The organism is Pseudomonas sp. 21615526 (genome assembly GCF_013386245.1).
Lineage (GTDB): Bacteria > Pseudomonadota > Gammaproteobacteria > Pseudomonadales > Pseudomonadaceae > Aquipseudomonas.
Genome location: NZ_JACAOM010000024.1, coordinates 1 through 6086, shown reverse-complemented (window position 1 = coordinate 6086; position 6086 = coordinate 1). Strand labels below are relative to the sequence as shown.

General features: G+C 63.2%; 6 protein-coding genes. 5 read left to right on the top strand and 1 reads right to left on the bottom strand.

Annotated elements, in window-relative coordinates:
* The first annotated feature begins 58 nt into the window (after positions 1–58).
* From HX786_RS08720 to HX786_RS08705, 4 genes are all read left to right on the top strand, one after another.
* On the top strand, positions 59–1546 hold the full coding sequence (locus HX786_RS08720) for an NAD-dependent succinate-semialdehyde dehydrogenase (protein WP_178911951.1): 1488 nt from the start codon (positions 59–61) through the stop codon (positions 1544–1546).
* Positions 1543–2928, top strand: coding sequence for an aspartate aminotransferase family protein (locus HX786_RS08715; RefSeq protein ID WP_177123528.1), 1386 nt, complete (start codon positions 1543–1545; stop codon positions 2926–2928). The genes HX786_RS08720 and HX786_RS08715 overlap by 4 nt, the downstream gene beginning before the upstream one ends.
* Positions 2929–3067: 139 nt before the next feature.
* Entirely contained in the window at positions 3068–3556 is a 489-nt protein-coding gene (locus HX786_RS08710) for an Lrp/AsnC family transcriptional regulator (RefSeq protein ID WP_003219468.1), read from the top strand.
* 39 nt (positions 3557–3595) lie between these two features.
* Entirely contained in the window at positions 3596–4177 is a 582-nt protein-coding gene (locus HX786_RS08705; protein ID WP_256580017.1) for a GNAT family N-acetyltransferase, read from the top strand.
* On the opposite strand, the gene HX786_RS08700 is transcribed toward HX786_RS08705, so the two are convergent.
* Complete coding sequence (locus HX786_RS08700; RefSeq protein ID WP_178911950.1) at positions 4155–5039, bottom strand: EamA family transporter; 885 nt, start codon at positions 5037–5039, stop codon at positions 4155–4157. The two genes, HX786_RS08705 and HX786_RS08700, sit on opposite strands and share 23 nt — an antisense overlap.
* Positions 5040–5154: 115 nt before the next feature.
* On the opposite strand from HX786_RS08700, the gene HX786_RS08695 reads away from it, so the two are divergent.
* Positions 5155–5964 (top strand): helix-turn-helix transcriptional regulator, encoded by an 810-nt coding sequence (locus HX786_RS08695; protein WP_178911949.1) that lies wholly within the window; start codon positions 5155–5157, stop codon positions 5962–5964.
* Positions 5965–6086: the final 122 nt, after the last annotated feature.

Below are 6086 nucleotides of genomic sequence, written 5' to 3'. Positions count from 1 at the left end.
TCCCGCGCCTGCCCCTGCCCTAGCATTGCACCCACTCAGCCCATCCGGAGTGACCCCGATGACCTACAAACACCCGCTGCTGTTCAAAGCCCTGTGCTACGTCGACGGCCATTGGGTCCACAGCGCCAGTGCCAGCACCATCGCCGTACATGACCCGGCGAACCAACAGTTGATCGGCCACGTGCCGATGCTGGAAAAACCGCAAATTGTCGCCGCAATCGACGCCGCCCACCGCGCGTTTTCCGCCTGGCGTGAACAGAACCTCGATGCCCGCGCCACGATCCTGCGGCGCTGGGCGGCACTGATCCTCGAACACCAGGAGGACCTCGCCCGCATCCTCAGCCAGGAACAAGGCAAACCGGTGGCCGAAGCCCGCGGCGAAATCGCCTATGCCGCAAGCTTCATCCCGTGGTTCGCCGAAGAAGCCCGCCGCCTGTACGGCCAGAATATCCCCAGCCATATCCCCGGTGCACACCTGGGCACAGTCAAGGAACCCGTAGGCGTCTGCGCCCTGCTGACCCCATGGAACTTCCCCTCGGCCATGATCACCCGCAAGGCCGCCGCCGCCCTCGCCGCCGGTTGCACGGTGGTGGTCAAGCCGGCCCATGAAACGCCCTACTCGGCGTTGGCCCTCGCGCAACTGGCCGAAGAAGCCGGCTTCCCGCCGGGCGTGTTCAACGTGGTGCTGGGCGAGCCACAGATGGCCATGCAAACCCTGGTGCAGGACACCCGCGTGCGCTCGGTAAGCTTCACCGGCTCGACCCGGGTCGGCAAGCTGGTACTGCAGGCGGCGGCCCAGGACGTGAAGAAGGTCTCGCTGGAACTGGGCGGCAATGCGCCATTTATTGTCTGCGCCGACGCCAACCTTGAGCTGGCAGTGAGAGTCGCGGTCGAGGCCAAGTTCCAGACCTCCGGCCAGGACTGCTGCGCGGCCAACCGGATCATGGTCGACCGTTCGATCTACTCCGAATTCCTCAGCCGCTTCGCTGCCGCCGTGCGTGAGTTGCGGGTCGGCCCGGCATTGATCGACGGGCAAGAGCAAAGCGTCGACATCGGCCCGTTGATGCACCAGGCCGCCTTCGACGTCACCGCCGAACGCGTGGCCGACGCCCTGGAGCTGGGCGCGCAACGCCTGGTGGGCTGCGAAGGCCACGCCCTGGGCGGGCTGTTTTACCAGCCAACGGTACTCGCCGACGTGACCCCACAAATGCGCATCTACCGCGAAGAAAACTTCGCGCCGATTGCCGGGGTGCTGCCGTTCGACTCGATTGACCAGGCCATCGAAATGGCCAACGACACCGAGTACGGCCTGGCCGCCTACATTTGTTCCAACCGCCTGGACCTGATCTACCCGCTGATCCGCCGCCTCGACCACGCCATGATCGCGGTCAACGGGGTGAAATTCACCGGTCACCCGATTCCCTTCGGCGGCATGAAAGCCTCGGGCCTGGGCCGTGAAGGCGCCGCCGAGGGCTTCGAAGCCTTTGTCGAAACCAAATACTTTTGCCTGCATCACCAAGGCCAATTCCAAGGAGAGCAACCATGAGCCAAGCATTCAACAGCCTGTTCGAACAAGACCGCGCGCACTTCATGCACCCGTCCACCCACGCCCATGATCACGCCAGCGGCGCACTCAAGGGCCGCATCATCAAGAGCGCCTCGGGCATCCGCATTCGCGACCACGAAGGCCGCGAATTCATCGATGCGTTTGCCGGCCTGTACTGTGTGAACATCGGCTATGGCCGCACCGAAGTTGCCGACGCCATCTACAAGCAAGCCAAGGAGCTGGCCTACTACCACACCTATGTCGGTCACTCGACCGAGGCAATCATCGAGCTGTCGAGCCGCATCATGGACTGGGCGCCCGAAGGCATGAAAAAGGTCTACTACGGCCTGTCCGGCTCAGACGCCAACGAAACCCAGATCAAGCTGGTGCGTTACTACAACAACGTACTGGGCCGTCCGCAGAAGAAGAAGATCATCTCCCGCGATCGCGGCTATCACGGCTCAGGCATCATGACCGGCAGCCTCACGGGCCTCGCCGCCTTCCATCAGCATTTCGACCTGCCGGAAAAAGGCATCCAGCACACCATTTGCCCGCACTGGTACCGCAAGGCACCGGCGGGCATGGACGAGGCTGCGTTCGTGCGTTACTGCGCCGATGAGCTGGAAAAAATGATCCTCGCCGAAGGCCCGGACACGGTCGCGGCGTTCATTGGCGAACCGGTGATGGGCACCGGTGGCATCGTGGTGCCCCCGGCCGGTTACTGGGCGGCGATCCAGGCGGTACTGAACAAGTACGATGTGTTGTTGATCGCTGACGAAGTGGTCTGCGCGTTCGGCCGGCTGGGCTCGAAAATGGGCAGCCAGCGCTACGGCATGCGCCCGGACCTGATCACCACGGCCAAGGGGCTGACCAGCGCCTATGCCCCGCTGTCAGCGGTGATCATCGGTGAGAAGGTGTGGGACGTGATTGAAAAGGCCTCGACCCACGAAGGCGCCATGGGCCACGGCTGGACCTACTCCGGGCACCCGATCTGCGCCGCGGCGGCGCTGGCAAACCTGGATATCCTGGAACGGGAGAACCTCACGGCGAACGCCGACGAAGTCGGTGGGTACCTGAACCGTCGCCTGCGGGAAACCCTCGAAGGTCACCCGCTGGTGGGCGAAGTACGCGGCGACGGCCTGCTCGCCGCCGTGGAATTCATGGCCGACCGTGAGCAACGCACGCCGTTTGATCCTGCGCTCAAGGTCGGCCCCAAAGTCTCGGCGGCCTGCCTGGAACGCGGGATGATCGCCCGGGCCATGCCACACGGCGACATCCTCGGCTTTGCGCCGCCGCTGATTTTGACCAGGGCGGAGGCAGACCTGATCGTCGACATCACCAAAGGCGCGATCGACCAGGTGGCCGGGGAAGTGTTGGGCTGATGAGTTTCCCTTAGGAGCAAGCTTGCTCGCGATGGTCGTGAACGATAACGTGCTAATCCTGAATTAACGCGTCGTCCTCAGGCTCATCGCGAGCAAGCTCGCTCCTACAGGGTCCGTGCGCCTTTGGAGTTCGTTGCCGATGCACAAGCTTGACCGCTACGACCTGAAAATCCTGCGTATCCTCTCCGAGGACGGGCGCATCACCAAATCGAGCCTGGCCGAGGCCATCAACCTTTCGGTAACGCCCGCCTGGGAGCGCGTGCGCAAGCTGGAAAGTGCCGGCCTGGTCAAGGGCTACCGCGCGGTGATCGACTGGAATCAGGTGTTCAAGAGTCAGCAACTGCTGGTGGAAATCACCCTCGCCCGGCACACCGCCCAGGACATGCGCCGCTTCGAACAACGCATGAGCGACGCCCCCGACGTGGAGTTCTGCTACGCCACCGGCGGCGGCGTGGACTACATCGCAATGATCCGCGCAGCCGACATCGACCAGTACCAGCGTTTCATCGATCAACTGCTGATGGAAGACCTGGCCATCGAGCGCTACTTCACCTATATCGTCACCAAAACCATCAAGACCACCGGCGCGCTGCCGGCCCAGGCGCTGGACGATACGGCCTGTTCCTGATGCTTGTATAACGCCCGTAATCCCGGCAGGATTGCGCCCGTGATCTTCACGGACGAGCACATGATGACCCTGCCCTTTTTCGCCCCCGTACTTCTCACCACCGAACGCCTGGGCCTGCGCCCTCCCCATCAGGATGACTGGCGCGCGCTGTTTGCCATTTGGTCCGACCCCGAGGCCATGCGCTACTTTTCCTTTCCCACCATGACCCGCGCCGAGCAAGCCGTTGAACGCTTCGGCCAATTGATGGAGGCATCGATTGCCGGTGAAGACCTGGTGTGCATGGTGGAGTTGCTGGCCACCGGCGAGGTGATCGGCAGTTGCGACCTGTTCAATGTCGACGAGCAATGCCGCCGCGCTGAAATCGGCTTTACCCTGGGCCGCCAGTATTGGGGCAAGGGCTACATGAGCGAAGCCGCCCGCGCCGTGATCGACCATGGGTTCAACACCGCCGGGCTGCGCCGCCTTGAAGCCGACATTGACCCACGCAACCTGGGCTCCGCGAAGCTGCTTGAGCGCCTGGGTTTCGTCCGCGAAGGCTTGCTGCGCGAGCGCTGGGTGGTCGGCGACGAGATCTCGGACAGCGCGCTGTATGGCCTGCTCAAGCGTGACCGTCCTGCCTGACCCACAACGGGCGCCCCTTCTTCAGGCCGACGATCAGGGCCAAGAGGATCAAGCCCATGGCCTGCCACTGCGAAACCCCGGGGCGCTCACCCAGGATCAGCATTGAGCTGACGATGCCGAACACCGGGATCAGCAGTGACAGGGGCGCCACCCGGGAAACCGGGTACTCGCGCAACAGCAGGTTCCAGCCCCAGTAACAGAAGTGCGTCGCGCCATACACCTGGAACGCCAGCGAGAACAACGCCACGCCGTTCAGTTGAGCAGGCAAAGCGATAAAGGCTTGCGAGCCATCCAGCAGCCACGTCAACAGCACCAGCGGCAACGGCGCAAACAGGCTGGCCCAGACTACGAAGGCAAAGATCTCCCGCACCTCGGAGACCTTGATGATGATATTGCCGATGCTCCAGGCCAACGCGCTGAACAGCACCAAGGCAAACCCCAGCATCGTGGCCGCGCCCTGCACACTCAACAGCATGCCCACCAGGCCCATGGCCGCCAGCGCCACGCTGATCAATTGCGGCACGGACAGGCTTTCACGAAACAGCAGCACGCCCCAGCCCATGGTGAAAAATGCGCTGAACTGGATCAGCAACGACGCGCTGCCAGGCGGCACGCCCATGGCGATCCCGAGGTTGATCAAGGCCCACATCGCCACCCCGAATATCAAGCCATAGGCCGCCAGCCACTTCACCGCGACCTGGGGCCGGCGCACCAGAAACACCCAGGGCAACGCCGCCAGGGTGAACCGCAGGGCCGTCAGCAACAGCGGGTTGATCTCGGCCAGGCCGAGTTTGGTAATGGGGAAATTGAGTCCCCACACAGCCGTCACCAGGACGGCCAGTAACAGGTGTTTTTGCTTCATCGTGACGGGTCCATTGACTCGGTGGCACGACAGGAGGCCGTGCATCCGATAGATTTTTTCGTAAACCGCGATGGCCCGCCTGCGATTGTGGGTCAATAAAGGCTAGAATCAGGCCATGCCCGATATTCATCCCTACGAAAACACCCCGCGCGACGTGGTCGTGACCGCCATCGACTATGCCGACGGCGAGCTGTTCCCCCCCCACGCGCACCCGCGAGGCCAGTTGGCCTATGCCAGCCAGGGTGTCATTACCGTCTACAGTGCCATCGGTAACTGGGTGGTGCCGCCTCGCCGCGCGATCTGGGTGCCGCCGCATGTGTCCCACGCCATGCTGATGCGCGGGCCGGTGACGATGCTCAACACCTACATTCGCCCGCAGGCGGCGCGGCGGCTGGAGTTGCCGCAACAGTGCCAGGTGCTGGATGTGTCGCCGCTGCTTGGGCAGTTGCTGGAGAAGGCCGTCGAGGTACCTGCGCGTTACGCGATGGGTGGCCGCGACAGCTATTTGATGGGCTTGCTGCTGCACGAGATCGCCCGGATGCCGGTGCTGCCGCTGTGTGCGCCGTTGCCGGCCGAGCCTCGATTGGCGAAGGCCTGCGAAGAGTTCCTGGCCGGGCCTTCGTTGGAAATCGGCATTGATGCCATGGCCCTCGGCGCGGGTATGAGCCGCCGGACGTTTACCCGCCAGTTCCGCCAGGCCACGGGGATCAGTTATCTGCAATGGCGCCAGCAAGCCTGTTTGCTGGCGGCGATTGTGCGGCTGGGCAATGGGGAACCGGTGACCAGGGTGGCGCTGGATCTGGGGTATAGCAGCCCGAGTGCGTTTGCCACGGTGTTCAAGCGTGTGTTGGGTGAGGTACCGAGCCGTTATTTCACCAGGGAGTTGCGGGGGGTGGGTCGCGGTACATATCCGTTATTTAGGTAACGACCACCTAGGATTCCGCTCTTACAGCGGGTCACTTTTGAACAGCCGGAATGCGGCCCAGTCAAAAGCAAGCAAAACGCTCTTGCCCCACCACTCGGCACCTCGCCTAGGCTCGGTGTGCC

What these genes read in the sequence shown, in the direction of transcription:
- HX786_RS08720 (WP_178911951.1), top strand. Translation starts at nt 59, where the DNA reads ATGACCTACAAACACCCGCTGCTGTTCAAAGCCCTGTGCTACGTCGAC.
- HX786_RS08715 (WP_177123528.1), top strand. Translation starts at nt 1,543, where the DNA reads ATGAGCCAAGCATTCAACAGCCTGTTCGAACAAGACCGCGCGCACTTC.
- HX786_RS08710 (WP_003219468.1), top strand. Translation starts at nt 3,068, where the DNA reads ATGCACAAGCTTGACCGCTACGACCTGAAAATCCTGCGTATCCTCTCC.
- HX786_RS08700 (WP_178911950.1), bottom strand. Translation starts at nt 5,039, where the DNA reads ATGAAGCAAAAACACCTGTTACTGGCCGTCCTGGTGACGGCTGTGTGG.
- HX786_RS08695 (WP_178911949.1), top strand. Translation starts at nt 5,155, where the DNA reads ATGCCCGATATTCATCCCTACGAAAACACCCCGCGCGACGTGGTCGTG.